Origin of the sequence: Streptomyces sp. NPDC098789 (assembly GCF_044759975.1) — a bacterium.
In the GTDB taxonomy this organism is placed as follows: domain Bacteria; phylum Actinomycetota; class Actinomycetes; order Streptomycetales; family Streptomycetaceae; genus Streptomyces.
This window is the reverse complement of record NZ_JBIWAJ010000020.1, coordinates 101,771-125,583: the sequence shown is the minus strand read 5'-3', so window position 1 is coordinate 125,583 and position 23,813 is coordinate 101,771. Positions and strand designations below refer to the sequence as shown.

Here is a 23,813-nt window from a genome sequence, read left to right as displayed (position 1 = left end):
CAGACGGGCGGTCCGTATGGCCCGCGCCGCTGAGGCGGCACGGCTCGGACTAGTTGACCGACGAACCACGCCCCAGGTGTGAGGCTGAGCGCGCAGCACAGAGGCGATGCCGTTGTGCTTCGTGTTGCGCTGACGCGGTGGCGGCCCGATGAACTCAACGGCGGCGGTCACTGGCTCACCCGCCGCTCTAGTGTCTGGCTGCTCTGACCGGCTCGCGCCCTGAGTACATGGGGTGCTAGGACTCGTCGGATGAGTTCGACCTGCTCCGAAGTCGGGGCAGGGGACGTGCGCGCCGTGCCGGGGGCGGGTGTAGCGGTTGTGCTCACGGTCACTCCTCCCTGTTGCAGAAATCGAACAGCGAGGGTGGCCCGGATGCGCCGTTTAGGCGCCAGGGACCAACCAAGACTGTTCGAGATCTCGAACAAGGGCAACCGTAAGCGGCTCCTTAACGACCGTCAACGCAGTTGATCTCTGTCCGTTTCGCGTGATGGCTGTCAAGATGGCTTTGTTCGAGTTCTGCAACAGAGAGCGGGAGTGGCCGTGTCGGACAGCGTCGAGGCCCCCTACGGCACCCCATTTGGTGATCTTGTGCGCACAGCCAAGGCCGAGCAAGGTCTCACGCTGCGCCAACTGGAAGCGCGCTCCCGAGACCCCCACACCGGGCACCACGTAGGACTGTCAACCTTCCACAAGATCGTTCACGATCAGTCGATCATGATCGATCCACTCGTACTCGGGGCCGTGGCGCGCGCCATCGGACACCCCGACCGAGCAGTACGCATTGCCGCCGCGCAGCAGTACTGCGGACTCGTGACAGGGGATCCCTTTGGTGCGAGTGACGAGGAGACAACCGTCGTGGTTGCTCACGTGCCAGGACTCAAAGCCACTGACATGCCGAAGGTCGAGCAGCTGCTCACGCGATGGGCTGCGGACGCAAAGAGTCGAGAAGCCGGGCAGGCTGGCTAGTCCAACTCCTGTTCGGCCAGTCCCTCGGGCCCCATCCACCACACCATGAGCTGATATACGGTGCGCAAACCCAGTTTGGTCCGTAGGTCACCCAAAGCGGTCCCCACGGTCTTCCCGCTGTAGCCCAGCGACTTGGCGATCTGCTGCTGATCCTGACCGGAACGCAACCCATTGAGGACGGTTCGCTGAAGCGGCGTCGTGATGGCCTGACCCGGAGGGACTAGGGGATCCACACTGTGCCACTCGATGGCTCGCTCCCAGTCAAGGGCAAAGCTCTCAGCGATGTACCCCACAGCGGCACGATCGCGGACGACGTAAGCACCCTCCGCACTGGGGCGTCCATCGGCACTGTCCTCAACGATGGCCAGCTCGCGATCGACGACGATCGCGCGGAGAAAGCGACCGCTGAGCGTGCGGAACTCGGCCCCGATCGCGCTTAGGTCAGTCACGCGCTCGCCAGTCGCACGGTTGGCGCGGCTGCTAGCGCTGTAGAGCACCCGCAAGTCGACCCCCCGTTCAACAGCGTTTCGATCCCGATCGACCGAGAGCTGTAGCACCGCGCGAGGCCGTGGCCCCGGTTGGGAGCTGAGGATCTCACGCTGCGCGCCGTCAACGGCTTGGGCAATCGCTCCGTTGACGGCGTCGACACCCTCGACGAAAACGGACACGGCACCCGCTCGGGCCTCGATGCCGCTTACCTGCCGCGCTTGCAACTCCGCCACAAGCGAAGGAATCCCACCGAGCAACTGTTCGAGCTGACGGTGTGCTGCTGCCCGGAGACGTGCCTCAACTTGATCGGGATCAACCACCATAAAACCGCTGGATTGGAAGGGCTCAGGGATGATCAGTGCCATGGCGAGCAAGCGCTCGACCGCGGGCATGCTCTGCTCGCCCAGCGGCTCACCCGCAGCGATCAGCTGGTAGATCCGCAGGTCGCTTTCGGAGGGCTGCGGCGCCTCAAACGCCGAGGTGCTGCCCACCTGCCACACCCCTTCGGATCTTGGAATTTCCTATGTTGACCTGCGCCAGCGCTTGATATGCACAGCTGGATCGAGCAGCGTATGCGCATCAGAGTAGATGCCATTGGACTATGCAGCCAATGTGTCAAGTCGCGGGAGGGGACCCCCCAAAATGATCATGAAATGGATTCGCCGCAGCCTTGCTACAGCAGCACTTGCGGGACTGCTCCTTGGTGCGGGCGCCGCACTTGGCGCTGACCCGGCCGCTCCGGCGCGCGCAGACACATCCTGGAACCTTGTGCCGGTGACCCCCGCGCCGTCCCCTGAGCCCGTTGGGACCCTGAACGACACCTCTTGGAACTAGGCGAGAGAACTGGATCGAAGGGCGCGGCCCCACGAAGGCCGCGACCGCGGGGGCGGTAATGATCTCAGTAGAACGCATGCCGCTCGATGATGGCGTTGTCACTGTCGCCAAAGCGACGGGTGAATCCCTATGGATTGCCATCGACTCCCAGCACATCACTCCGGCAGGGGCCATAGCCCTAGAGCGTGTCCTCAATGGGTTGAGTGGATCTGACGCGAAAAAGTCATGATACCCGTAGTGTTCCGATGGCTGTCTACGCGTAAGGGCCGCGCGGTTTAACCCGCGCGGCCCTTACATGTTGGCTAGCTCGCTACCAAAATTCGAGGCGCGACACTCACATGGTCTGCCGCTGGACCGCCGGGCCCACGTGGAACCTTGAGCAATCGAACGTTGAGCAAGGACGCTACTATCAGCCTGCGCTGTGGAAGTTCAAGCCTATTCCAACCTTGCGCGACCTCTTCGGGTGTTACTCCAACGATCTCGCGGACAGCCGAGGGTACTTTAAGGTTGCGAGCCCTCGATTCTGCATCTGCAATCTTGGGTGTCAAACCCGCTTCAATCTCCGCGAAACTGTCTACCGACAAGGCGCCCTCAATAGCCTTAGTGCGGAACTCCTTCAAGCGCCCCCGCAGCATCTCTATCTCGGCCTCTGCCTCCTCCACCTGCCTCATGATTGCATCGTCGCTCGTGGTGTAAGCCGCGATGAATTCAGGCGACGAGAGCCATCTGAACAGTCCGCTCTCGACGTGACTGTCAATTTCTTTGGTAAGGGCAGATACATGGTAGCCCTTCCCCCCGAACTTCCCTTCGACGCCCGGCTGTACACACCTGTAGTAGGGGCCGTATTTGTTCCTCCCCGAACCAACAGCGACCGAGCAAACGTCACAAACCATGCTCCCGGAAAGCAGGTTGACGGCTTTTCCCGGTCGGGAATTATGCTTTCTGGACTTTCGCTCCGCTACAACCGAGCAGGCACGAAGGTGAGTTGATTTCTTGACGAGTGCCGGCCAAGCCCCCTCCGCCGTGACGACGCCACGGTGTTTACGAGAACCGAGATAGCGCGGATCGATTGCGTATGCCGTGATTGTTGCGGCATGCCACCGTGCGAGCAGCAGCGGCTCGCCCCGTTGATTGAAGTCCTGTGCGATATCCAACTCGGGCTCACCGGCCGTAAGCCTTTTTCGAGCCTCGGCTCGCAACGGCTCCGCACCAATCAGCCGCTGCACCCAATCAGTATGCATTTCGGAGTTGGACGGTAGTTCCTCGTGCCACACCGCTAGTTCGGAGATCTGCTCTTTCCGCCAGTGCCGAGCAGGGGGCGTCACATCTCGCCCGTTCAGATCGCGGCGTATAGATATCGAAGCCCGCCCCGAAGCGACGCCCTCGCAAATCTCCTCGACGATCTCAGCCTCGCACTCCTCGGATTCCGTACGCAGGTAGGCCCGAGTCTTCGGATCATAAACACGCCGATATCCGTAGGCGTGCTGGCCGTGCGGCTGGCCATTCACCGCATTTGCGCGAAGTGATCGCAATACGTTGTCGCGCATCTCATCGACTTCACGCTCGCCCATGAGAGCGTCGAGGCCAGTGCGAAACCGGTCGTCTTTATCGCTAAGATCGTAGATCTTGCCGCCGTAGCACCACAGCACGCCGTTCCTTGAGCAGGCATCGCGAAGGCGCGCGTAGACAGCGAGATCGCGCTGTAGGCGAGTCGAGGCGTACGCGTACACGATGTCGAGCAGCCCCTGTTCGATCCACTCGATCATGCGCTCAAACTCTTCGCGCTCGCGCCCGCCAGCATGGCGCGAGGCCGAGCGGTCATCGTCGATGAACGTCTCGACGATCACGACGCTGTGGCGGTCCGCGTCGATCTGCGTTGCGTCGAGCTGCTCGCGGACTGACCGCCCCTTCTGCCGCGTCTTCCCGCGGTACTCCGACTTGCGTGCGTACCGACCCCCGCGCAAACCCTTCAAGTCACGCGTGCCGTGCGCTCCGTACTCCCTGCTCAGGCTCATGGTTCCCCCTTGGACTACCCGCAGTATCTCTAACGAGGAGTTACCAAGGTCGCCCCGAAGGCCTGACCGCCCGAGCCCCCCGACCGGACACCGATCCGCCCGCCGCCGCGGCGGGCGGATGGTGCCCGATGCTGCGCCGGTGAACGCGTACGGCCGTCAGTAGGTCGGGCAGAGGTGGGTGTGGACCGTGTCGCGGATGCGGGCCGCTTTGGTGGGGCCGAAGCCGTCCGGGTGGGCGGGGGAGGTGAAGCGGACGGCCGCGATGTCGTCCTGTCGCTTGCGGTCGTCGGGGGAGCGCGCGATCGTCTGGCACAGGCTGCGGCCGTGCTCGACGGCCTTGTCGGGCTTGTTGTGGACGATGTCCGCGTCGATGGCCGTGAGGGCCGCGAGGTACTTCGCCTGGGTCTCCGCGTCCGGCAACGGCGGGGGCGTCTTCGCCCTGGGATCGGGCGACTTGCCGTTCTTGCCCGGTTCCGGCGGGGGCGAGGGCGTGGCCACGGGCGCCGCGACGGGTCCCGTCCGGGCCGGGGGCAGTGCGCCGTCCTGATCGCTCCCGCACGCGGTGAGGCACGCGGTGGCGATGACGGCGCCGAGTAAGCCGAGCAGGACGGGGGCCGTGTGACGCTTCACTGAACTCCTCGGTTACGCCGGGGGGTCCGGCGGGGCGAGCTGCGGGAAGGACGCGACGGCGCCGTTCCCGGTGGGTACGTCGTCCAGCGTCGCGGCGTCGGGTCCGTGGACGGCGTGGACGCCGCGGCGGATCAGCAACAGCCCGCACAGCAGGACGGCGAGCGAGGAACCCCAGTACAGGGCCAGGACGGCGGGGCCGTCGGGGCGGGTCCAGGGGCGCGTGGTGGTCAGCAGCCAGCCGCCGAGGGCGAGGAGGCCGAGGCCGGCGGCGGCCGCGAGCGCCGTCGCGTCGGGGACGGACGCGCGGTCGTACTGCCCGTGCTGCCCGCGCCGCCGGTACGGCTCGCGGGGTCCGTCGTGCTCGCTGTGGTGCGCGTCGTGGTGCGTGCTCAATCCGGCCACCTCCTGCCCACGATGGTAGGGCTCGGGGGCACGCATCGGAGCCGCCGGTTCCGGGGCAGTTCGGCGCCCGGGTCGGGTCCGGCTCCGTACGCGGGGTCGCCGAAGCGGCCCTGGGGCCCGTGGGGCCGTCAGGGCGGGTGCGTGGTGCGGGAAGTCCCCCGGGGGCGCGGCGGGCGCGCACAGGGGCCGTCGGCGGCCCTCGTGCGCGGCGGCGCGGTGGCAGGACGGTGCGCGAGGGCCGGTACTCGCCCCCCGAGCGGGGGAGTACCGGCCTGCGGAGGTCCTGATCCGGGTGGGATCAGAGGATGCGGACGGCGCCCGACGGCGGGTCGTAGCTCAGCGAGCGCTCGACGATGCCGGTGCCGGAGTTCTGCGCACCGATGAACTTGCCGCCGCCGGAGTAGATGGCGACGTGGTAGGCGCTGCCGCGGCTGCCCCAGTACAGGACGTCGCCCGGCTGGAGGTTGCTCAGCGAGACGGACGTGCCCTCGGAGGACTGGTCCTGCGACATGCGCGGCAGGGAGATCCCCGCCTGACGGTACGCGGCCTGCACGAGACCGGAGCAGTCGAAGGAGGACGGGCCGGTGCCGCCCAGGACGTACGCCTTGCCGACCTGGTTGCGGGCGAAGTTGATGATGGCCGAGGCGGAGCCGGTGGCCGGGGCGCGGACGCCGGAGTCGTCGTCGGAGGCCGCGGAGCCGGCGGAGGAGCCGGAGCCGGAGGAGCCCTTGGCGCTCGCGAGCTGCGTGCGGCCGTCGCCGCGGTTGGCGCGGTCGGCGTCGGCCTGGCGCTTCGCCTCGTCGGAGGCCTTCTTCTCCGCGTCGGCCTTCGCCTGTGCGTCGGCCTTGGCGAGCTTGGCCTCGGCGGCGGCGCCCGTACGGGCGGTCTCCTCCTGGGCGTTCAGCTCGCCCACGAGGGCCTGCGCCCGGGTGTTGTCCGCGGCCTTGATGACGGCGGAGGACACCTGGGAGCCGAGGTCCATGTTGAGGACCGGCATCTCGAGGGTGGTCTCGGTGGCGGGTTCGGCGGCGGGGGACGCGCTCGCCGTGCCGGCCATCGCCAGCGTGCTGAGAACGCCACCGGCAACTCCGGCGCGGACCGCGAGCTTCGAGGCGCTACGGCGCGGCTTCCGGTGGCTGGGTATGTGAGCGGTGTGGGACATAGGGACAACCGGTATCAGGGGGTTGCGGGTCGCTTCAAGAAACGTGGTCTGCGCCACAGTTGCTTCAGATGAGGTTTAACCGGGCGCGTCGCGGGCCTTATTGACGCCGTAACGGGCGAACCGGACACGCGGCCGCAAGGCTGTGATCATAGGGTTTCTGTAAAAAGTCCGAATTGATCAGGTGGCTACCATCCACCCGACCAGATGGCCAAGCCCCCTTTCCGGCGGGGGAATTCTAGTGTGGCGCAGGTCACAGAACCGTCACGTGATGCGGACGTTGTGACCCGCCTGTGATGCCTCCGTGAAGTTCGTGAACGAAAGCACGCGTCCACCCCCGTCCTCGGGGGGTCCCCCGGGCGGGCTACACGGCTTCCCTTTATCACCCGCGCAGACGCTCCGCCAATTTGCATGCAGTGCGCAGCATTTGATAGAGCGACACCCCTTCCACCTGCGATGACGGGCCCGGATGTCACCTTTGGTGATCATGTGGATGCTTCGCGTACGAAGATCACCACTCATCGGACTTCATGATCGTTCGTCAGGTGGTGGAGATCACAAACTCGTTGTTGTTACCCGTGTCGCAGATCACAGACCGCCGGGCATAAGATGCGCACCAGTCCGGCTTGTGAACTGCCTCACATGCGAGCGTTCGATTGAGTGCGTGATCTTCGCGAGGCGGTACAGCGCGCCGGTGCAGCGGTCCAACGGTCAAGGACGACTGGAAGGAGCGAGGAGCGTGAATGCGTACGCGCCCATCCTCGTGCTCGGCGCCCTCGGCGCAGGGTTTGCGATCTTCTCCGTGGTCATGGCCACGCTGATCGGCCCAAAGCGGTACAACCGGGCAAAGCTTGACGCCTATGAATGCGGTATCGAACCGACCCCGGTTCCGGCCGGCGGTGGTCGCTTCCAGATCAAGTACTACCTGACGGCGATGCTCTTCATCGTCTTCGACATCGAGGTTGTCTTCCTCTACCCCTGGGCCGTCACCTTCGACTCCCTGGGGATCTTCGGGCTCGTCGAGATGCTGCTCTTCGTGCTCACCGTCTTCGTCGCCTACGCGTACGTATGGCGGCGGGGCGGCCTGGAATGGGACTGAGGGGCTGAATTCTTCATGGGACTGGAAGAGAAGCTGCCGAGCGGCTTCCTGCTGACCACCGTCGAACAGGCCGCGGGCTGGGTGCGCAAGTCATCCGTCTTCCCGGCCACGTTCGGCCTCGCCTGCTGCGCCATCGAGATGATGACCACCGGAGCGGGCCGGTACGACCTGGCCCGCTTCGGCATGGAGGTCTTCCGTGGTTCGCCGCGCCAGGCCGACCTGATGATCGTGGCCGGCCGGGTGAGCCAGAAGATGGCGCCCGTACTGCGGCAGGTGTATGACCAGATGCCTTCTCCCAAATGGGTCATTTCCATGGGGGTTTGCGCATCATCGGGTGGAATGTTCAATAACTATGCAATTGTCCAGGGCGTCGACCACATCGTCCCCGTGGACATCTATCTGCCCGGTTGCCCGCCCCGCCCCGAAATGCTGATGGACGCGATCCTCAAGCTCCACCAGAAGATCCAGGGTTCCAAGCTCGGTGTGAACCAGCAGGAGGCGGCCCGCGAGGCGGAGGAGGCGGCCCTCAAGGCGCTCCCCACCATTGAGATGAAGGGTCTGCTCCGGTGAGCGCGACGAACGACGCGACCAATGGCCGCGCGCACGAAGGGCCGGAGGGGGACGGGAACGTTCCCGCACCCCGTGGCGGCGCCGCGGGCGAGGTCATCGGCGTCCGCAAGGGCATGTTCGGGGCCACCAAGGGCGCCGACACCAGCGGCTACGGCGGCCTCGTGCGCACCGTGGCCTTCCCGGGCGCCAGCAGCCGACCGTACGGCTCGTACTTCGACGAGGTCGCGGACGAGCTCGAAGGCGCCCTGGAGGAGCAGGACCTGGTGCCGGAGAACGCCATCGAGAAGACGGTCGTGGACCGCGGCGAACTCACCTTCCACATCGCGCGCGAGCACCTCGTGACGGTGGCCTCCACCCTGCGCGACGACCCGGCCCTGCGCTTCGAGCTGTGCACCGGGGTCTCCGGCGTCCACTTCCCGGACGACAAGGGCCGCGAGCTGCACGCCGTCTACCACCTGCGCTCGCTCACCCACGGTCGGGTGCTGCGGCTGGAGGTGTCGGTCCCGGACCGCGATCCGCACCTCCCGTCGCTGGTGTCGGTCTATCCGACCAACGACTGGCACGAGCGCGAGACGTACGACTTCTTCGGCCTGGTCTTCGACGGGCACCCGGCCCTCACGCGGATCATGATGCCGGACGACTGGCAGGGCTTCCCGCAGCGCAAGGACTACCCGCTCGGCGGCATCGCCGTCGAGTACAAGGGCGCCCAGATCCCGGCTCCCGACCAGCGGAGGTCGTACAGCTGATGTCCACTTCACCCGAGACCTCCCACGCCTCCTCCCGCGAGACCACCGAGGGCACCGTCTACACCGTCACCGGCGGCGACTGGGACGAGGTCGTGCAGTCGGCCGCCCGCGCCGACGACGAGCGGATCATCGTCAACATGGGTCCCCAGCACCCGTCCACGCACGGCGTGCTGCGGCTGATCCTGGAGATCGACGGCGAGACGGTCACCGAGGCCCGCTGCGGAATCGGCTACCTGCACACCGGGATCGAGAAGAACCTCGAATTCCGCAACTGGACGCAGGGCACCACCTTCGTGACGCGGATGGACTACCTGACGCCGTTCTTCAACGAGACGGCGTACTGCCTGGGCGTCGAGAAGCTCCTCGGCATCACGGACCAGGTCCCCGACCGCGCCACCGCCATCCGCGTCCTGCTGATGGAGCTGAACCGGATCTCCTCGCACCTGGTGTGCATCGCCACCGGCGGCATGGAGCTGGGCGCGACCACGATCATGATCTACGGCTTCCGGGACCGCGAGCTGATCCTCGACATCTTCGAGCTGATCACCGGTCTGCGCATGAACCACGCGTTCATCCGCCCCGGCGGCCTCGCCCAGGACCTGCCCCCGGGCGCGATGGACCAGCTGCGCGACTTCGTGAAGACCATGAAGAAGAACCTGCCGGAGTACGACAAGCTCGCCACCGGCAACCCCATCTTCAAGGCCCGCATGCAGGACGTCGGCTACCTCGACCTCACCGGCTGCATGGCGCTCGGCGCCACCGGCCCCGTCCTGCGCTCGGCGGGCCTGCCGCACGACCTGCGCAAGACGGACCCGTACTGCGGGTACGAGGAGTACGAGTTCGACGTACCGACCACCGAGTCCTGCGACTCCTACGGCCGGTTCCTGATCCGCCTCGAAGAGATGCGGCAGTCGCTGCGGATCGTCGAGCAGTGCCTGGACCGGCTGGAGCCCGGGCCGGTCATGGTCGCCGACAAGAAGATCGCCTGGCCCGCGCAGCTCGCGATGGGACCGGACGGCCTCGGCAACTCGCTCGACCACATCAAGAACATCATGGGCACCTCGATGGAGGCCCTCATCCACCACTTCAAGCTGGTGACCGAGGGCTTCCGGGTACCGGCCGGCCAGGCGTACGCGGCCGTCGAGTCCCCCAAGGGCGAACTGGGCGTCCACCTCGTCTCCGACGGCGGCACCCGCCCCTACCGGGTCCACTTCCGCGACCCGTCCTTCACCAACCTGCAGGCCATGGCGGCGATGTGCGAGGGCGGCCAGGTCGCCGACGTCATCGTGGCCGTCGCCTCCATCGACCCCGTGATGGGAGGCGTCGACCGATGACGACCGCACTTTCCGGAGGGGACACCCCCCAGGCCCCCCTCTCCCTGGGGATGCCCCGACTGCCGGCCCCCGACTACCCGGCCGAGGTGCACGCCCGGCTCGCGGCGGACGCGCAGGAGGTCATCGCCCGCTACCCCGACAGCCGCTCCGCGCTGCTGCCGCTGCTGCACCTCACGCAGTCGGAGGAGGGGTACGTCTCGCGCACCGCGATCCGGTTCTGCGCCGAGATGCTGGGCCTGACCACCGCCGAGGTCACCGCGGTGGCCACCTTCTACACGATGTACCGGCGCAAGCCCTCGGGCGACTACCAGGTCGGCGTCTGTACGAACACCCTGTGCGCGGTCATGGGCGGCGACGCCATCTTCGACGAGCTGAAGCAGCACCTGGGCGTCGGCAACAACGAGACCACCGGCGACGGCAAGGTGACGCTGGAGCACATCGAGTGCAACGCGGCCTGCGACTTCGCCCCCGTGGTGATGGTGAACTGGGAGTTCTTCGACAACCAGACCCCCGAGTCCGCGAAGGCCCTGGTCGACGACCTGCTCGCGGGCCGCCCGGTGCAGCCGACCCGGGGCGCGCCGCTGTGCACGTACAAGGAGACGGCCCGGATCCTGGCCGGCTTCCCGGACGAGCGCCCCGGCGCCGTCGAGGCGAGCGGCGGCGCGGGTCCCGCCTCGCTGATCGGGCTGCGGATCGCGCGCGGCGAGGTCCCGCACCAGAGCGGCAAGGTCGTCGGCCCGCGCGCCGAGGCGAGCGCCGAGGAGGGGGAGTGATGACGGTGACCACCGAACTGAACGAGAACGGCACCAGCCCCGAGAAGCTGCTGGCGCCCGTGCTCTCCGCGTTCTGGGACGAGCCGAACTCGTGGACGCTGGAGACCTACCGGCGCCACGACGGGTACGAGGGCCTGCGCAAGGCGCTGGCGATGACCCCGGACGACCTGATCGCCTACGTGAAGGACTCGGGGCTGCGCGGCCGCGGCGGCGCCGGCTTCCCGACCGGAATGAAGTGGCAGTTCATTCCGCAGGGTGACGGCAAGCCGCACTACCTGGTCGTGAACGCGGACGAGTCGGAGCCGGGGACCTGCAAGGACATCCCGCTGCTCTTCGCCAACCCGCACTCCCTCATCGAGGGCATCGTGATCGCCTGTTACGCGATCCGCTCGCAGCACGCCTTCATCTACCTGCGCGGCGAGACCGTCCCCGTACTGCGCCGCCTGCACGAGGCCGTGCGGGAGGCGTACGCGGCGGGCTACCTCGGCAAGGACGTCCTCGGCAGCGGCCTGGACCTGGAACTGACGGTCCACGCGGGCGCGGGCGCGTACATCTGTGGTGAGGAGACCGCGCTCCTCGACTCGCTCGAAGGAAGGCGTGGCCAGCCCAGGCTGCGTCCCCCCTTCCCCGCGGTCGAGGGGCTCTACGCCTGCCCCACCGTGGTGAACAACGTCGAGTCCATCGCGTCCGTTCCCGCGATCCTGAACCGGGGCAAGGACTGGTTCAAGTCGATGGGGACGGAGAAGTCCCCCGGCTTCACGCTGTACTCGCTCAGCGGGCACGTCGTGGGACCCGGCCAGTACGAGGCCCCCCTCGGCATCACCCTGCGCCAGCTCCTCGACATGAGCGGCGGCATCCGCCCCGGGCACCGGTTGAAGTTCTGGACCCCCGGCGGCTCTTCGACCCCCATGTTCACCGAGGAGCACCTGGACGTGCCCCTGGACTACGAGGGCGTCGGCGCGGCCGGTTCCATGCTGGGCACCAAGGCGCTCCAGTGCTTCGACGAGACGACCTGCGTGGTCCGCGCGGTCACCCGCTGGACCGAGTTCTACGCGCACGAGTCCTGCGGCAAGTGCACCCCGTGCCGCGAGGGCACGTACTGGCTCGTCCAGTTGCTGCGCGACATCGAGGCCGGCAAGGGCGTCATGTCGGACCTGGACAAGCTGAACGACATCGCCGACAACATCAACGGCAAATCGTTCTGCGCGCTCGGCGACGGCGCGGCCAGCCCCATCTTCTCCTCGCTGAAGTACTTCCGCGCGGAGTACGAGCAGCACATCACGGGCAAGGGCTGCCCCTTCGACCCCAAGAAGTCGACCCTCTGGGCTGACACGGAGGTGAACGCGTGACCGTCACCAGTAATGCTCCCGCCGGTGGCGGAGAGGCGGCGCCGCGGCCGAAGGCCGAGGACACGGTGTCCTTGACCATCGACGGCGTCGAACTGTCGGTGCCCAAGGGGACCCTGGTCATCCGGGCCGCCGAGCAGATCGGCGTCGAGATCCCCCGGTTCTGCGACCACCCGCTGCTCGCCCCGGTCGGCGCCTGCCGCCAGTGCATCGTCGAGGTGGAGGGCCAGCGCAAGCCGATGGCCTCCTGCACGATCACCTGCACCGACGGCATGGTCGTCAAGACGCAGCAGACCTCGCCCGTCGCGGACAAGGCCCAGCGCGGGGTGATGGAGCTGCTGCTCATCAACCACCCGCTGGACTGCCCGGTCTGCGACAAGGGCGGCGAGTGCCCGCTGCAGAACCAGGCGATGTCGCACGGCAACTCCGAATCCCGCTTCGAGGGCCAGAAGCGGACCTACGAGAAGCCGGTCCCGATCTCCACCCAGGTGCTGCTGGACCGCGAGCGCTGCGTGCTGTGCGCGCGCTGCACCCGCTTCTCCAACCAGATCGCCGGGGACCCGATGATCGAGCTGTTGGAGCGCGGCGCGCTCCAACAGGTCGGCACCGGCGAGGACGACCCCTTCGAGTCGTACTTCTCCGGCAACACCATCCAGATCTGCCCGGTCGGCGCGCTCACCTCCGCCGCCTACCGCTTCCGCTCGCGCCCCTTCGACCTGGTCTCCTCGCCGAGCGTGTGCGAGCACTGCGCGGGCGGTTGCGCGACCCGCACCGACCACCGCCGCGGCAAGGTGCTGCGCCGCCTGGCCGCCGAGGACCCCGAGGTCAACGAGGAGTGGGTCTGCGACAAGGGCCGCTTCGGGTTCCGCTACGCGCAGCGTCCCGACCGGCTGACCACCCCGCTGGTGCGCGGCAGCGACGGGGTGCTCGCCCCGGCGAGCTGGCCCGAGGCGCTGGCGGCCGCGGCCGCCGGGCTGTCCGCGGCGCGCGGCCGGGCGGGGGTGCTCACCGGCGGTCGCCTCACCGTCGAGGACGCCTACGCCTACGCCAAGTTCGCGCGGGTGGTGCTGGACACCAACGACATCGACTTCCGGGCCCGGGTGCACAGCGCGGAGGAGAGCGACTTCCTGGCCTCCTCGGTCGCCGGCCGCGGCAAGGACCTCGACGGTGACGGAGTCACCTACACCTCGCTGGAAGCGGCGCCCGCCGTCCTGCTCGTCGGCATCGAGGCCGAGGAGGAGGCCCCCGGGGTCTTCCTGCGGCTGCGCAAGGCCCACCTGGGGCGCAAGCAGCGCACCTTCGGCCTCGCGCCCTTCGCCACCCGCGGTCTGCAGAAGGCGGGCGGCACCCTGCTGGCCGCCGCCCCCGGCACCGAGCCCGAGTGGTTGGACGCCCTCGCCTCCGGCACCGGTCTGGAGGACGGCGCTCACGCGGCCGCCGAGGCGCTGCGGCTGCCGGGCGCGGTCATCGTCGTCGGCGAGCGGCTCGCGGCCGTCCCGGGCGCGCTGACCGCGGCCGTACGGGCGGCCACCGCGACCGGCGCCCACCTGGTGTGGATCCCGCGCCGGGCCGGCGAGCGGGCCGCGATCGAGGCGGGGGCGCTGGCGTCCCTGCTGCCGGGGGCCCGGCCGGCCACCGACCCGCGGGCCCGCGAGGAGGTCGCCGCGGCCTGGGGGCTGGACGAACTCCCGCACCGCTACGGCCGCGACACCGGCCAGATCGTCGAGGCGGCGGCCAGCGGTGAACTGGGCGCGCTGCTCGTCGGCGGCGTCGAGGTCGCCGACCTGCCGGATCCGGTCCGGGCCCGCGAAGCCCTCAAGGAGGCCTTCGTGGTCTGCCTGGAGCTGCGGCCGAGCGAGGTCACCGATCTCGCGGACGTGGTCCTGCCGGTGGCGGCCGTCGCGGAGAAGGCCGGTGCCTTCATCAACTGGGAGGGCCGGGTGCGCCCGTTCGAGGCCGCCTTGAAGCCCGACCAGATGACCCGCCGGCTGGCCCCGGCCGACGCCCGCGTGCTGCACATGCTGGCCGACGCCGCCGACCGACCGATCGCGCTGGCCGACGTACACGCCGTGCGCCGGGAGCTGGACCGGCTCGGGCCCTGGGCCGGCGCCCGCGCGGGCGCGCAGGGCGTGGACACCGCGCCGCTGCCCCGGCCGGGCGTGGGCGAGGCGGTCCTGGCGGGCCACCGGCTGCTCCTGGACCAGGGTCTGCTCCAGCAGGGCGACGAGGCCCTGGCCGGGACCCGGCACGAGGCCGGTGCCCGGCTGTCGGCGGCGACCGCCGCCGAGACCGGGGTCAAGAACGGCGACGTCCTCGCCGTCACCGGACCGGCCGGCTCGGTGGAACTGCCGCTGCGGATCACCGAGATGCCCGACCGGGTGGTGTGGCTCCCGCTGAACTCCACCGGATCCGGCGTCCTCGCGGACACCGGTGCCCGTCCGGGCGCCCTGGTCCGCATCGGCCCCGCGACCCGGCGGGCCGAGACCGGCGACGCCATTTCGGAGGTGGACGCGTGAACGGCGTACAAGGCGTACAGATGGCTGCCGAGGACCTGTCGCTCTTCGGCAAGGACGTCTGGTGGCTGGTGCTCATCAAGGCGGTGTTCTGCTTCGCCTTCCTGATGGTGACCGTGCTCTTCTCCATCGTGTGGGAGCGCAAGGTCGTCGCCTGGATGCAGCTGCGCATCGGCCCCAACCGGCACGGCCCCTGGGGCTTCCTCCAGTCGCTGGCCGACGGCGTCAAGCTGATGCTCAAGGAAGACATCGTCGTCAAGCGGGCCGACAAGGTGGTGTACATCCTGGCCCCGATCATCGCGGCGGTGCCGGCCTTCATGGCCATCGCGGTGATCCCCTTCGGGCCTTCCGACAACCAGGTCTCGATCTTCGGCCAGCGCACCACGATGCAGCTCACCGACCTGCCGATCGCGATGCTGTACGTGCTCGCGGTGGCCTCGGTCGGGATCTACGGCATCGTGCTCGCGGGCTGGTCGTCCGGTTCGACGTACCCGCTGCTCGGCGGCCTGCGCTCCTGCGCGCAGATGATCTCCTACGAGATCGCGATGGGCGCGGCCTTCGCCTCGGTCTTCCTCTACTCCGGGTCGATGTCGACCTCGAAGATCGTGGAGGCGCAGGGCGACCGCTGGTTCATCGTGCTGCTGCCGGTGTCCTTCATCATCTACGTCGTCACGATGGTGGGCGAGACCAACCGGGCCCCCTTCGACATGCCGGAGTCCGAGGGCGACCTGGTCGGCGGCTTCAACACCGAGTACTCCTCGATCAAGTTCGCGCTCTTCATGCTGGCCGAGTACGTGAACATGGTCACCGTCTCCTCGGTCGCGACCACCCTGTTCCTGGGCGGCTGGCGGGCCCCGGCGCCGATCTCGACGTACTGGGAGGGCGCGAACCACGGCTGGTGGCCGATGCTCTGGTTCGTCCTCAAGGTCCAGCTGTTGCTCTTCTTCTTCATCTGGCTGCGCGGCACGCTGCCCCGCGTGCGCTACGACCAGCTGATGAAGCTCGGTTGGAAGGTCCTCATCCCGGTCTCCGTCGTCTGGCTGATGCTGGTGGCGACCGTGCGGGCGCTGCGCAACGAGCGGTACGACTTCTCGGAGATCGTGCTGTACGTCGGCGGGGGCGTCGTGGCGGTCCTGTTGCTGTCCCTGGTCGCGGACGTCTTCCGCGACCGCAAGGGGAAGGCGGCCGCCGAGGCCGCGGTGAGCGACGCCGTGCCCTTCGATCCGCTGGCGGGCGGCTTCCCGGTTCCGCCGAAGCCAGGCCAGCTCCTGGCACCCGTACCGCGCAGGCGTCCCCGCACCGAGCGGGAGCTGATCGTCAGTGGCGGGCCGAACAACGACAGTGACCGAGAGGAGGGTGCTGAGGATGTCTGACACCGACGAGAACGAGAAGTGGCAGAACCCGGTCGCCGGCTTCGGCGTGACCTTCAAGGCCATGTTCAAGAAGCGGCTGACCGAGCAGTACCCGGAGCAGCAGAAGACCACGGCCCCGCGCTTCCACGGACGGCACCAGCTCAACCGGCACCCGGACGGCCTGGAGAAGTGCATCGGCTGCGAGCTGTGCGCCTGGGCCTGTCCCGCCGACGCGATCTACGTGGAGGGCGCGGACAACACCGAGGAGGAGCGCTACTCCCCGGGCGAGCGCTACGGCCGCGTCTACCAGATCAACTACGCCCGCTGCATCCTGTGCGGGCTGTGCGTCGAGGCGTGCCCGACCCGGGCGCTGACCATGACGAACGAGTTCGAGCTGGCCGACTCCAGCCGCGAGGCGCTCATCTACACCAAGGAGCAGCTCCTCTCCGGGCTCACGGAGGGCATGGTCGAGGCCCCGCACTCGATCTTCCCGGGCACGGACGACCAGGACTACTACCGCGGGTTGGTGACGGAGGCCGCTCCGGGCACGGTCCGCCAGGTCGCCGTCTCCAAGGGCGAGGGCGCCGCCGAGTCCGAGGAGGTGGGCGCGTGAACGCCGTGGCCGCCGCCTCGCTCACCTCCACGGGTGAGGCCGTGCAGTTCTGGGTCCTGGGCACCGTCGCCGTGCTCGGCGCGCTGTGCACGATCCTGATGAAGAAGGCCGTCCACAGCGCGCTGTGCCTGGCCGGGACGATGATCATCCTGGCGGTCTTCTACCTCGCCAACGGGGCGTACTTCCTGGGCGTCGTCCAGGTCATCGTCTACACCGGCGCGATCATGATGCTCTTCCTCTTCGTGGTCATGCTCGTCGGCGTCACCGCCGCGGACTCGCTCAAGGAGACCATCAAGGGCCAGCGCTGGCTGGCGCTGCTGTGCGGGCTCGGCTTCGGCATCCTGCTGATCGCCGGGATCCGCAACGCCTCCCTGAACCACTTCAACGGGCTGGGGAAGGTCAACTCGGCGGGCCACGTCGAGGGCCTGGCCACGCTGATCTTCACCAAGTACGTGTTCGCCTTCGAGATCACCGGCGCGCTGCTCATCACGGCGGCCGTCGGCGCGATGGTGCTCACCCACCGCGAGCGCACCGAGCGGGCCGCGACCCAGCGCGAGCTGGCCGAGCGGCGCGTGCGCGAGGGCGTCCAGCTCCCGCCGCTGCCCGCCCCCGGCGTCTACGCCCGGCACAACGCGGTGGACGTCGCCGGTCTGCTGCCGGACGGCACCCCGTCCGAGCTGACCGTCAACCAGACCCTGCGCGCCCGGGGCCAGATCCGGGACGTGTCCGGCAAGGCGCTGGAGGACCTGAAGGCGCTGGAGCAGGCCTCGTCCGAGCGGCTCGGCCGTGAGGAGGCATCGAAGTGAATCCCGTCAACTACCTCTATCTCGCCGCCCTGTTGTTCACCATCGGCGCGGCGGGCGTGCTCATCCGCAAGAACGCGATCGTCCTGTTCATGTGCGTCGAGCTGATGCTCAACGCCTGCAACCTGGCCTTCGTGACCTTCTCCCGGATGCACGGCAACCTGGACGGTCAGATCATCGCCTTCTTCACGATGGTGGTCGCCGCCGCGGAGGTCGTGGTCGGCCTGGCGATCATCGTGTCGCTGTTCCGTACCCGACACTCGGCCTCGGTCGACGACGCCAGCCTGATGAAGCTGTAAGGGGCGCTCACCGTGGAGAACATGATCGCGCTGCTCGTAGCGGCGCCCCTGCTCGGAGCGGCGGTGCTGCTCTGCGGCGGCCGCCGGCTCGACAAGGTCGGGCACCTGCTCGGCACCCTGCTCGCCGCCGTCTCCTTCGGGATCGGCGTGGCGCTCTTCACCGACATGCTCGGCCGCGCCGCCGAGGACCGGGCGATGCACCAGCGGCTCTTCAGCTGGATCCCGGTGGAGGGCTTCCGGGCCGACCTCGGCTTCCAGCTCGACCAGTTGTCGATGACCTTCGTCCTGCTGATCACCGGCGTCGGCACGCTCATCCACGTGTACTCGATCGGGTACATGGAGCACGACGAGCGCCGCCGCCGCTTCTTCGGCTACCTCAACCTCTTCCTCGCGGCGATGCTGATCCTGGTCATCGCCGACAACTACCTGCTGCTGTACGTCGGGTGGGAGGGCGTCGGCCTGGCGTCGTACCTGCTCATCGGCTTCTGGCAGCACAAGCCCAGCGCGGCGACCGCCGCGAAGAAGGCCTTCCTGGTCAACCGGGTCGGCGACATGGGCCTGTCGATCGCCATCATGCTGATGTTCACCACCTTCGGGACCTTCGCCTTCGGCCCGGTCCTGGGCGCGGTCGGCGACACATCCGAGGGCAAGCTGACGGCCATCGGGCTGATGCTGCTGCTCGCCGCCTGCGGCAAGTCGGCCCAGGTGCCGCTCCAGTCCTGGCTCGGCGACGCGATGGAGGGCCCGACCCCGGTCTCGGCCCTGATCCACGCGGCGACGATGGTGACCGCCGGCGTCTACCTGATCGTCCGCTCGGGCGCCATCTTCAACGGGGCGCCGGACGCGCAGACCGCGGTCGTCGTGGTCGGCGCGGTGACGCTCCTCTTCGGTGCGATCGTCGGTTGCGCGAAGGACGACATCAAGAAGGCCCTCGCCGGCTCGACGATGTCGCAGATCGGCTACATGATCCTGGCCGCGGGCCTCGGCCCCATCGGCTACGTCTTCGCGATCATGCACCTGGTGACGCACGGCTTCTTCAAGGCGGGCCTCTTCCTCGGCGCGGGTTCCGTGATGCACGGGATGAACGACGAGGTCGACATGCGCAAGTACGGCGCCCTGCGCGTCTACATGCCGGTCACCTTCGTCACCTTCGGCCTCGGCTACCTCGCCATCATCGGCTTCCCGGGGCTGTCGGGCTTCTTCTCCAAGGACAAGATCATCGAGGCGGCCTTCGCCAAGGGCGGCACCGAGGGCTGGATCCTCGGCGGCGTCGCCCTGCTGGGCGCCGCGATCACCGCGTTCTACATGACGCGCGTGATGCTCCTGACCTTCTTCGGCCAGAAGCGCTGGCAGCCCGACGCGGAGGGCCGCGCGCCGCAGCCGCACGAGTCCCCGAAGTCCATGACGATCCCGATGATCGTGCTGGCCTTCGGCTCCGTCTTCGCGGGCGGCATCTTCGGGATCGGCGACCGCTTCCTCAAGTGGCTGGAGCCGGTCACCGGGCACGAGCACGGCAACCCGCCGGTCAGCGCCCTGACGGTGACCCTGTCCACCATGGTGGTGCTGGTCCTCGGGGTCGGCGTCGCCTGGGCGATGTACGGCCGCAAGCCCGTCCCGGTGGTCGCCCCGCGCGGCTCGCTGCTGACCCGGGCGGCCCGACGGGACCTGCTCCAGGACGACTTCAACCACGTCGTGCTGGTGCGCGGCGGCGAGCACCTGACCCGCTCGCTCGTCTACGTCGACCACAGCCTCGTCGACGGGGTGGTCAACGGTACGGCCGCCGCGGTCGGCGGGCTGTCGGGACGGCTGCGCAAGCTCCAGAACGGCTACGCCCGCAGCTACGCGGTCTCGATGTTCGGGGGCACGGCGATCCTGATCGCCGCGACCCTGCTGATGAGGGCGGTGTGAGATGAATTTCCCGCTTCTGACGGCGACGGCGGCGCTGCCCGCGGTCGGCGCGATCCTGACGGCGGCCGTACCGGCCGCGCGCCGGACCGCCGCCAAGTGGCTCGCGCTGCTCGTCTCGCTGGCGACACTGGCGCTGGCCGTCCTCGTCGCGGTCCGCTTCGATCCGGGCGGTGACCGCTTCCAGCTCACCGAATCCCACTCCTGGATCAAGGACTTCGGGGTCCGCTACGAGGTCGGCGTGGACGGCATCGGGGTGGCGCTGATCGCGCTCACCGCGCTGCTGATCCCGTTCATCATCGCGGCGGGCTGGCACGACGCCGACCCCCTGGACGAGCCGACTAGTGGCTCCGCCACGTGGCACCCCTCCCGGTGGCGCCCGACCCAGGGCTTCTTCGCCCTGATCCTGCTGGTCGAGGCGATGGTGATCATCTCCTTCGCGGCCACCGACGTCTTCGTCTTCTACATCTTCTTCGAAGCCATGCTCATCCCGATGTACTTCCTCATCGGCGGCTTCGGGGACCGGGCACACTCCGGGTCGGACGAGAACGCGGCCGCGCAGCGCTCGTACGCGGCGGTCAAGTTCCTCCTCTACAACCTGGCCGGCGGGCTCATCATGCTGGCCGCGGTCGTCGGGCTGTACGTGGTCGCGGGGAACTTCTCCCTCCAGGAGATCATCGCCGCCCGGGCCGCCGGCACCCTGGACATGTCCCAGGGCACCGAACGCCTGCTGTTCCTCGGCTTCTTCTTCGCCTTCGCGGTGAAGGCCCCGCTGTGGCCGCTGCACACCTGGCTGCCCAACGCGATGGGCGAGGCCACCGCACCGGTGGCCGTCCTGATCACCGCGGTGGTCGACAAGGTCGGCACCTTCGCGATGCTCCGCTTCTGCCTCGGCCTCTTCCCCGAGGCCAGCAAGTGGGCCACCCCGGTCGTCCTGGTCCTGGCCCTGATCAGCATCGTCTACGGCGCGCTGCTCGCGGTCGGCCAGCGGGACATCAAGCGGCTGGTCGCCTACGCCTCGATCTCGCACTTCGGCTTCATCATCCTGGGCATCTTCGCGATGACCTCCCAGGGCCAGTCCGGCGCCACCCTCTACATGGTCAACCACGGCCTGTCGACGGCGGCGCTGATGCTGGTGGCCGGCTTCCTGATCTCGCGCCGCGGCTCCCGGCTGATCGCCGACTACGGCGGCGTGCAGAAGGTGGCCCCGGTGCTCGCCGGGACCTTCCTGATCGGCGGACTGGCGACCCTCTCGCTGCCGGGCCTCGCGCCCTTCGTCAGCGAGTTCCTGGTCCTGGTGGGCACCTTCGCCCGCTACCCGGTCGTCGGCATCATCGCCACCTTCGGCATCGTGCTGGCCGCGCTCTACACGCTGGTCCTCTACCAGCGCACCATGACCGGCCCGCTCAAGGAGGAGATCCGTACCATGCCGGACCTGCGCCTGCGGGAGGTGTTGGTGGTCGCCCCGCTGATCGCGCTGTTGATCGGGCTCGGCGTCTACCCGAAGCCGCTGACCGAGATCGTCAACCCGGCGGTGAAGCACACCATGTCCGACGTGAAGCAGCAGGACCCCAAGCCCAGCGTGCCGGTACAGAGCGTGGAGGCCGCCAAGTGAGCACGACCGCCGTGGGCCTGTGGGCCCTGGCCGCCGATCCGATCGACAAGATCCCGGCCCCGCACATCGAGTACGCCCAGCTCTCGCCCACGCTGATCGTGCTGGGCGCCGCGCTGATCGGCGTCCTCGTCGAGGCGTTCGTCCCGCGCCGGGCCCGGTACGCCGTCCAGGTGTTCGTCACCGCCGCCGCACTGGCCTCGGCCTTCGCGGCCGTGGTCGGCCTCGCCGCCGGCGGCTACGGCACCACCAAGGCGCACATCGCCGCGATGGGCGCCATCGCCGTCGACGGACCGGCGCTGTTCCTGCAGGGCACCATCCTGCTGGCCTCCGTCGTCGCCGTCTTCACCTTCGCCGAGCGGCGCCTGGACCCGGAGGTGCACGGCAACCGGGTGGACTCCTTCGCCGCCCAGGCGGCGTCCGTCCCGGGCAGCGACAGCGAACGGGCCGCGGTCAAGGCCGGTTTCGCCACCACCGAGGTCTTCCCGCTGATGCTGTTCGCGGTCGCCGGGATGCTGATCTTCCCGGCCGCCAACGACCTGCTGACCCTCTTCGTGGCGCTGGAGGTCTTCTCCCTCCCGCTCTACCTGCTCTGCGCCCTCGCCCGCCGCCAGCGGCTGATGTCGCAGGAGGCCGCGGTCAAGTACTTCCTGCTGGGCGCCTTCTCCTCCGCCTTCCTCCTCTTCGGCATCGCGCTGCTGTACGGCTACGCGGGCTCCGTCTCGTACTCCGTCATCGCGGACGTGGTGGACGGCACCGTCCAGAAGATCGACCCGGCCCTCGCGGGGACCATGGGCAACGACGCGCTGCTGCTGATCGGCGGCGCGCTGATCCTCATGGGCCTGCTCTTCAAGGTCGGCGCCGTCCCCTTCCACATGTGGACCCCGGACGTCTACCAGGGCGCCCCGACCCCGGTCACCGGCTTCATGGCGGCGGCCACGAAGGTCGCGGCCTTCGGCGCGCTGCTGCGCCTGCTGTACGTGGTCCTGCCGGGCCTGCGCTGGGACTGGCGCCCGGTGATGTGGGGCGTCGCGATCGTCACGATGCTGGCGGGCGCGATCATCGCGATCACCCAGACCGACGTGAAGCGGCTGCTGGCGTACTCCTCGATCGCGCACGCGGGCTTCATCCTGGCCGGTGTGATCGCCACGTCGAAAGAGGGCGTCTCCTCCGTCCTCTTCTACCTGGCGGCGTACTCCTTCGTGACGATCGGCGCCTTCGCCGTGGTCACGCTGGTGCGCGACGCGGGCGGCGAGGCCACGCACCTGTCCAAGTGGGCGGGTCTGGGCCGGCGTTCCCCGCTGACGGCGGCCGTCTTCGCGGTCTTCCTGCTCGCCTTCGCCGGTATCCCGCTGACCTCCGGCTTCGCCGGTAAGTTCGCGGTCTTCAAGGCGGCGGCGGAGGGCGGCGCGGGCGCGCTGGTCGTGGTCGGTGTGATCTCCTCGGCGATCGCGGCGTTCTTCTACATCCGGGTCATCGTGCTGATGTTCTTCAGCGAGCCGAAGGCCGACGGCCCGACCGTCGCCGTCCCCTCGATGCTGACGATGACCACGATCGCGGTGGGCGTCGCCGTGACGGTGGTCCTGGGCGTGGCACCCCAGTACTTCCTCGAACTGGCCGGCCACGCGAGCACGTTCGTCCGCTGACCACCCGACACCGTACGCACGCCAGGGCCCGGCCCCCTCGGAAGGGGGCCGGGCCCTGGCGCGTATCGGCGTGCGGGACTACTCGGGGCGTCGCCGCTTCGGCGTGATCGCGTCGAGGTCGAGGTCGACGGGGAAGGGGACGGTGACCTTCAGCCGATCGTGGAAGATGCCGGTGGCGACGTACTTCTCGGTTGCGGGGTCGAGTTCGTAGACGTAGACGACGGCCCGGCCGTCCTTGTTCTCCACCCTCCAGAAGTGGAGGATCCCGGCCTTGGCGTACTTCAAGGGCTTCGCTTCGCGGTCACGCCCGATCGAGTCGGGGGAGACCACTTCGATGGCGAGAACCACGGCCTCGGCAGGGAAGGCAGTCTGTTCCAGAGCGTCGACAACGTCCGCTCGCACGACGACGACGTCCGGCTCGGGCCGGTTCCTCTTGTCGATGTCGATGGTGATTTCGCGGAAGACCTCGTAGTCATCAGGGGCCACCGATTGCAGTTGCCACTTGCACAAGTCGATGGCCCGCTCGTGGAAGACGCTCTGCGGACTCACGAAAACCAGGCTCCCGTCGATCAGCTCCGTGTGTGGAGGCAGATTCGGAAGCGTGTCCAGGTCGTCCGCGGTCCAGCCGCCCGCCGGCGGGATCGGCCAGCGTGGCCCCGGCTCCGGTTCAGGCTGTGGCGCTACGGATTCGACGCTCATCAGTGCTC

Annotated in this window: 21 protein-coding genes; 15 read left to right on the top strand and 6 right to left on the bottom strand. The window is 68.5% G+C overall.

The window, feature by feature from the left end:
• The first annotated feature begins 540 nt into the window (after positions 1 to 540).
• Positions 541 to 966 carry a hypothetical protein gene (locus tag ACIQWR_RS32370; RefSeq protein ID WP_404016915.1) on the top strand — a complete coding sequence of 142 codons (426 nt, stop codon included), beginning with the start codon at positions 541 to 543 and terminating at the stop codon, positions 964 to 966.
• On the opposite strand, the gene ACIQWR_RS32365 is transcribed toward ACIQWR_RS32370, so the two are convergent.
• The 5 genes from ACIQWR_RS32365 to ACIQWR_RS32345 form a co-directional block, all read right to left on the bottom strand.
• Entirely contained in the window at positions 963 to 1,946 is a 984-nt protein-coding gene (locus tag ACIQWR_RS32365) for a LuxR C-terminal-related transcriptional regulator (protein WP_404016912.1), read from the bottom strand. The genes ACIQWR_RS32370 and ACIQWR_RS32365 overlap by 4 nt on opposite strands.
• A 645-nt stretch (positions 1,947 to 2,591) precedes the next feature.
• Positions 2,592 to 4,304 carry a recombinase family protein gene (locus ACIQWR_RS32360; protein WP_404016910.1) on the bottom strand — a complete coding sequence of 571 codons (1,713 nt, stop codon included), beginning with the start codon at positions 4,302 to 4,304 and terminating at the stop codon, positions 2,592 to 2,594.
• Between the two features lie 156 nt (positions 4,305 to 4,460).
• On the bottom strand, positions 4,461 to 4,934 hold the full coding sequence (locus ACIQWR_RS32355; RefSeq protein ID WP_404016907.1) for a DUF732 domain-containing protein: 474 nt from the start codon (positions 4,932 to 4,934) through the stop codon (positions 4,461 to 4,463).
• 12 nt (positions 4,935 to 4,946) lie between these two features.
• Entirely contained in the window at positions 4,947 to 5,327 is a 381-nt protein-coding gene (locus ACIQWR_RS32350; RefSeq protein WP_404016905.1) for a hypothetical protein, read from the bottom strand.
• 307 nt (positions 5,328 to 5,634) lie between these two features.
• Positions 5,635 to 6,498, bottom strand: a complete 864-nt coding sequence (locus ACIQWR_RS32345) for a C40 family peptidase (protein ID WP_404016902.1) — start codon at positions 6,496 to 6,498, stop codon at positions 5,635 to 5,637.
• Between the two features lie 736 nt (positions 6,499 to 7,234).
• Between ACIQWR_RS32345 and ACIQWR_RS32340 the strand changes: the two genes are divergently transcribed.
• From ACIQWR_RS32340 to nuoN, 14 genes are read left to right on the top strand one after another with little or no spacing between them, the layout of a single operon-like run.
• Positions 7,235 to 7,594, top strand: coding sequence for an NADH-quinone oxidoreductase subunit A (locus tag ACIQWR_RS32340; RefSeq protein ID WP_404016900.1), 360 nt, complete (start codon positions 7,235 to 7,237; stop codon positions 7,592 to 7,594).
• 15 nt (positions 7,595 to 7,609) lie between these two features.
• On the top strand, positions 7,610 to 8,164 hold the full coding sequence (locus tag ACIQWR_RS32335) for an NADH-quinone oxidoreductase subunit B family protein (protein ID WP_330331952.1): 555 nt from the start codon (positions 7,610 to 7,612) through the stop codon (positions 8,162 to 8,164).
• Positions 8,161 to 8,910 carry an NADH-quinone oxidoreductase subunit C gene (locus tag ACIQWR_RS32330; RefSeq protein WP_399267752.1) on the top strand — a complete coding sequence of 250 codons (750 nt, stop codon included), beginning with the start codon at positions 8,161 to 8,163 and terminating at the stop codon, positions 8,908 to 8,910. Before ACIQWR_RS32335 ends, ACIQWR_RS32330 begins: the two co-directional genes overlap by 4 nt.
• Entirely contained in the window at positions 8,910 to 10,244 is a 1,335-nt protein-coding gene (locus ACIQWR_RS32325) for an NADH-quinone oxidoreductase subunit D (RefSeq protein WP_404016896.1), read from the top strand. The genes ACIQWR_RS32330 and ACIQWR_RS32325 overlap by 1 nt, the downstream gene beginning before the upstream one ends.
• A 50-nt stretch (positions 10,245 to 10,294) precedes the next feature.
• On the top strand, positions 10,295 to 11,017 hold the full coding sequence (nuoE, locus tag ACIQWR_RS32320) for an NADH-quinone oxidoreductase subunit NuoE (protein ID WP_404017064.1): 723 nt from the start codon (positions 10,295 to 10,297) through the stop codon (positions 11,015 to 11,017).
• Positions 11,017 to 12,366: an NADH-quinone oxidoreductase subunit NuoF gene (nuoF, locus tag ACIQWR_RS32315; RefSeq protein ID WP_354382690.1), complete on the top strand. Its 1,350-nt coding sequence runs from the start codon at positions 11,017 to 11,019 to the stop codon at positions 12,364 to 12,366. The genes nuoE and nuoF overlap by 1 nt, the downstream gene beginning before the upstream one ends.
• Positions 12,363 to 14,879 carry an NADH-quinone oxidoreductase subunit G gene (locus ACIQWR_RS32310; RefSeq protein ID WP_404016893.1) on the top strand — a complete coding sequence of 839 codons (2,517 nt, stop codon included), beginning with the start codon at positions 12,363 to 12,365 and terminating at the stop codon, positions 14,877 to 14,879. The genes nuoF and ACIQWR_RS32310 overlap by 4 nt, the downstream gene beginning before the upstream one ends.
• Positions 14,880 to 14,899: 20 nt before the next feature.
• Positions 14,900 to 16,249: an NADH-quinone oxidoreductase subunit NuoH gene (nuoH, locus tag ACIQWR_RS32305; protein ID WP_404017061.1), complete on the top strand. Its 1,350-nt coding sequence runs from the start codon at positions 14,900 to 14,902 to the stop codon at positions 16,247 to 16,249.
• Positions 16,242 to 16,841 (top strand): NADH-quinone oxidoreductase subunit NuoI, encoded by a 600-nt coding sequence (gene nuoI, locus ACIQWR_RS32300; protein ID WP_404016891.1) that lies wholly within the window; start codon positions 16,242 to 16,244, stop codon positions 16,839 to 16,841. Before nuoH ends, nuoI begins: the two co-directional genes overlap by 8 nt.
• Positions 16,838 to 17,647, top strand: a complete 810-nt coding sequence (locus ACIQWR_RS32295) for an NADH-quinone oxidoreductase subunit J (RefSeq protein WP_404016889.1) — start codon at positions 16,838 to 16,840, stop codon at positions 17,645 to 17,647. Before nuoI ends, ACIQWR_RS32295 begins: the two co-directional genes overlap by 4 nt.
• A complete protein-coding gene (gene nuoK, locus ACIQWR_RS32290; RefSeq protein ID WP_007265827.1) occupies positions 17,644 to 17,943 on the top strand; it encodes an NADH-quinone oxidoreductase subunit NuoK in 300 nt (99 codons plus the stop codon). Before ACIQWR_RS32295 ends, nuoK begins: the two co-directional genes overlap by 4 nt.
• A gap of 12 nt (positions 17,944 to 17,955) precedes the next feature.
• Entirely contained in the window at positions 17,956 to 19,851 is a 1,896-nt protein-coding gene (nuoL, locus tag ACIQWR_RS32285; protein ID WP_404016887.1) for an NADH-quinone oxidoreductase subunit L, read from the top strand.
• Position 19,852: 1 nt separating this feature from the next.
• On the top strand, positions 19,853 to 21,463 hold the full coding sequence (locus ACIQWR_RS32280; protein WP_404016884.1) for an NADH-quinone oxidoreductase subunit M: 1,611 nt from the start codon (positions 19,853 to 19,855) through the stop codon (positions 21,461 to 21,463).
• Positions 21,460 to 23,106, top strand: coding sequence for an NADH-quinone oxidoreductase subunit NuoN (nuoN, locus tag ACIQWR_RS32275; protein WP_404016882.1), 1,647 nt, complete (start codon positions 21,460 to 21,462; stop codon positions 23,104 to 23,106). The genes ACIQWR_RS32280 and nuoN overlap by 4 nt, the downstream gene beginning before the upstream one ends.
• Before the next feature lie 78 nt (positions 23,107 to 23,184).
• On the opposite strand, the gene ACIQWR_RS32270 is transcribed toward nuoN, so the two are convergent.
• Entirely contained in the window at positions 23,185 to 23,805 is a 621-nt protein-coding gene (locus tag ACIQWR_RS32270; protein WP_404016880.1) for a Uma2 family endonuclease, read from the bottom strand.
• Positions 23,806 to 23,813 lie beyond the last annotated feature (8 nt).

Bases quoted from the DNA above. Each gene is read 5' to 3' on its own strand.
- ACIQWR_RS32360 (WP_404016910.1), bottom strand. From the start codon at position 4,304: ATGAGCCTGAGCAGGGAGTACGGAGCGCACGGCACGCGTGACTTGAAG.
- ACIQWR_RS32345 (WP_404016902.1), bottom strand. From the start codon at position 6,498: ATGTCCCACACCGCTCACATACCCAGCCACCGGAAGCCGCGCCGTAGC.
- ACIQWR_RS32335 (WP_330331952.1), top strand. From the start codon at position 7,610: ATGGGACTGGAAGAGAAGCTGCCGAGCGGCTTCCTGCTGACCACCGTC.
- ACIQWR_RS32325 (WP_404016896.1), top strand. From the start codon at position 8,910: ATGTCCACTTCACCCGAGACCTCCCACGCCTCCTCCCGCGAGACCACC.
- nuoE (WP_404017064.1), top strand. From the start codon at position 10,295: ATGCCCCGACTGCCGGCCCCCGACTACCCGGCCGAGGTGCACGCCCGG.
- nuoF (WP_354382690.1), top strand. From the start codon at position 11,017: ATGACGGTGACCACCGAACTGAACGAGAACGGCACCAGCCCCGAGAAG.
- nuoH (WP_404017061.1), top strand. From the start codon at position 14,900: ATGGCTGCCGAGGACCTGTCGCTCTTCGGCAAGGACGTCTGGTGGCTG.
- nuoI (WP_404016891.1), top strand. From the start codon at position 16,242: ATGTCTGACACCGACGAGAACGAGAAGTGGCAGAACCCGGTCGCCGGC.
- ACIQWR_RS32280 (WP_404016884.1), top strand. From the start codon at position 19,853: ATGAATTTCCCGCTTCTGACGGCGACGGCGGCGCTGCCCGCGGTCGGC.
- ACIQWR_RS32270 (WP_404016880.1), bottom strand. From the start codon at position 23,805: ATGAGCGTCGAATCCGTAGCGCCACAGCCTGAACCGGAGCCGGGGCCA.